2 protein-coding genes are annotated in these 1,753 nt (G+C 41.0%); both read left to right on the plus strand.

Annotated elements, in window-relative coordinates; translation table 11 throughout:
- Positions 1-105 precede the first annotated feature (105 nt).
- Positions 106-675, plus strand: coding sequence for an ABC transporter permease (locus F6K53_RS40000; protein ID WP_293085609.1), 570 nt, complete (start codon positions 106-108; stop codon positions 673-675).
- A gap of 2 nt (positions 676-677) precedes the next feature.
- Positions 678-1,753 (plus strand): polysaccharide ABC transporter ATP-binding protein (locus F6K53_RS40005; RefSeq protein WP_293085612.1); only part of this gene is annotated, 1,076 nt, incomplete at its 3' end.

Here is a 1,753-nt window from a genome sequence, read left to right on the forward strand (position 1 = left end):
TTTAGACGATCCATACCGTTGGCTGATTATTGGCTACGGAGAAACTCGTCCTCTGGTAGCTAATGATACTGAGGTTAATCAGCAACGCAATCGTAGGGTGGAAATATGACCCTGTGGCAGACTTTTGTGGAAACACTGAATGGTCCTGTCCAAGCCGTGACCCAGGCCAAGGCAATGTTGGCTAAAATTAATTTCCCCCGTGAAGCGATTATTCTTAGCAAACTCGGTCAAGTATTTTTTAACTTTGGTATCAAGCTGATTCTGATTGTGGGCTTGTTTATCTGGTTCAAGATGCCAGTAAGTTGGAGCGTGATTATAGCACCAGTTGCTTTGATTAATCTTGTATTTTTTGGAACATTTATTGGCTTGTTATTAGCCCCGATGGGAGCCTTGTATAAAGATTTTTATATGGGTCTTACTTTGGCAACTGGATTTTGGTTATTTCTGACTCCAGTTGTCTATCCAGTTCCTAGTGAGGGGGTATTTGGCGCTATTGTGAAATTCAATCCAGTCACTCCTTTGCTGGTGACAACACGAGAGTTGGCAACCACAGGTGTGATCTCCGATCCCCTGGGATTTTGGGTGGCGAGTGGAATTGCTGTGGTGGGATTGCTACTAGCTTGGATTTTCTATCGTCTCTCCATGCCTTTTGTAGTTGAGAGGATCAGTTCTTAATTATGATTAGTAGCACTGAGCGAGACGTTGGGGACAAATCCCAGGATAGTGAAGTCATTCTCTCGGTTAATGGGGTTTCTAAAAAGTTTTGTCGGGACTTGAAGCGGTCTTTATTATATGGGGTTCATGATATTGCCACTGAGTTAGTAGGATTGAGGCAGAAGGATGAGAAGCTGCGGAAAAAGGAGTTTTGGGCACTGAATGATGTCAGTATTCAATTGCGACGAGGAGAAGCTATTGGCTTAGTGGGGACAAATGGTAGTGGTAAATCGACATTGTTGCGGATTATTAGTGGTTTGATTAAGCCGGATGTTGGCTCTGTGGAAGTTAAAGGTCGGTTGGCACCATTGATTGCTTTGGGAGCAGGGTTTAATCCGATTTTGACAGGGCGGGAAAATATTTATGCCAATATGTCGATTTTGGGGTTGTCGAAGGAAGAAATTGATCAGCGGTTTGATCAAGTTATAGAGTTTGCGCAAATTGGGGATGCGATTGATTCGCCGGTACAAACCTATAGTTCTGGAATGGCAGCAAGGTTAGGCTTCGCTAGTGCAATTCATACAGAACCAGATATTCTTCTGATTGATGAGGTGCTAGCAGTCGGCGATCTTCTGTTTAGGATGAAATGCTATAGAAAGCTGTCTGAATTACGGGATAAAGGTACAACGTTTGTTCTAGTAGCTCACAATCCTAATTCTATTCTATCTATTTGTGATTCAGCCATTTATCTTGAACGAGGAAAATTACTAGCAGTTGGTAAGGCGGCTGTGGTAATGCAACAATATGATCAAGATTTGTTTCTAGATAATAAACAGGAATCCAAAGGAGCTGTTTTCTTTAAAGAGAAACCAGCAGAACAAAGCACTGGTTTAGATATTATTGGCGTTTACTTTAGAGATGGACAAGGAAATAGGATTGAATATCCTCTGAGTGGTCAACCTTTATACTTGTGTGTTAAGTGCAAAGCTCACACAGAAATTTATAATGGAAGCTTTTGTATTATTTTTAGACAAAATTGTGGGGAAGGAGAACCATTATTAAATTTAGATAGTTATCTAGATAACACAATATTTAAAAT

The sequence above is a fragment of the Moorena sp. SIO4A1 genome (genome assembly GCF_010672065.1).
In the GTDB taxonomy this organism is placed as follows: domain Bacteria; phylum Cyanobacteriota; class Cyanobacteriia; order Cyanobacteriales; family Coleofasciculaceae; genus Moorena.

Coding starts and splice junctions, on each gene's coding strand:
- F6K53_RS40000 (WP_293085609.1), top strand. CDS start 106: ATGACCCTGTGGCAGACTTTTGTGGAAACACTGAATGGTCCTGTCCAA.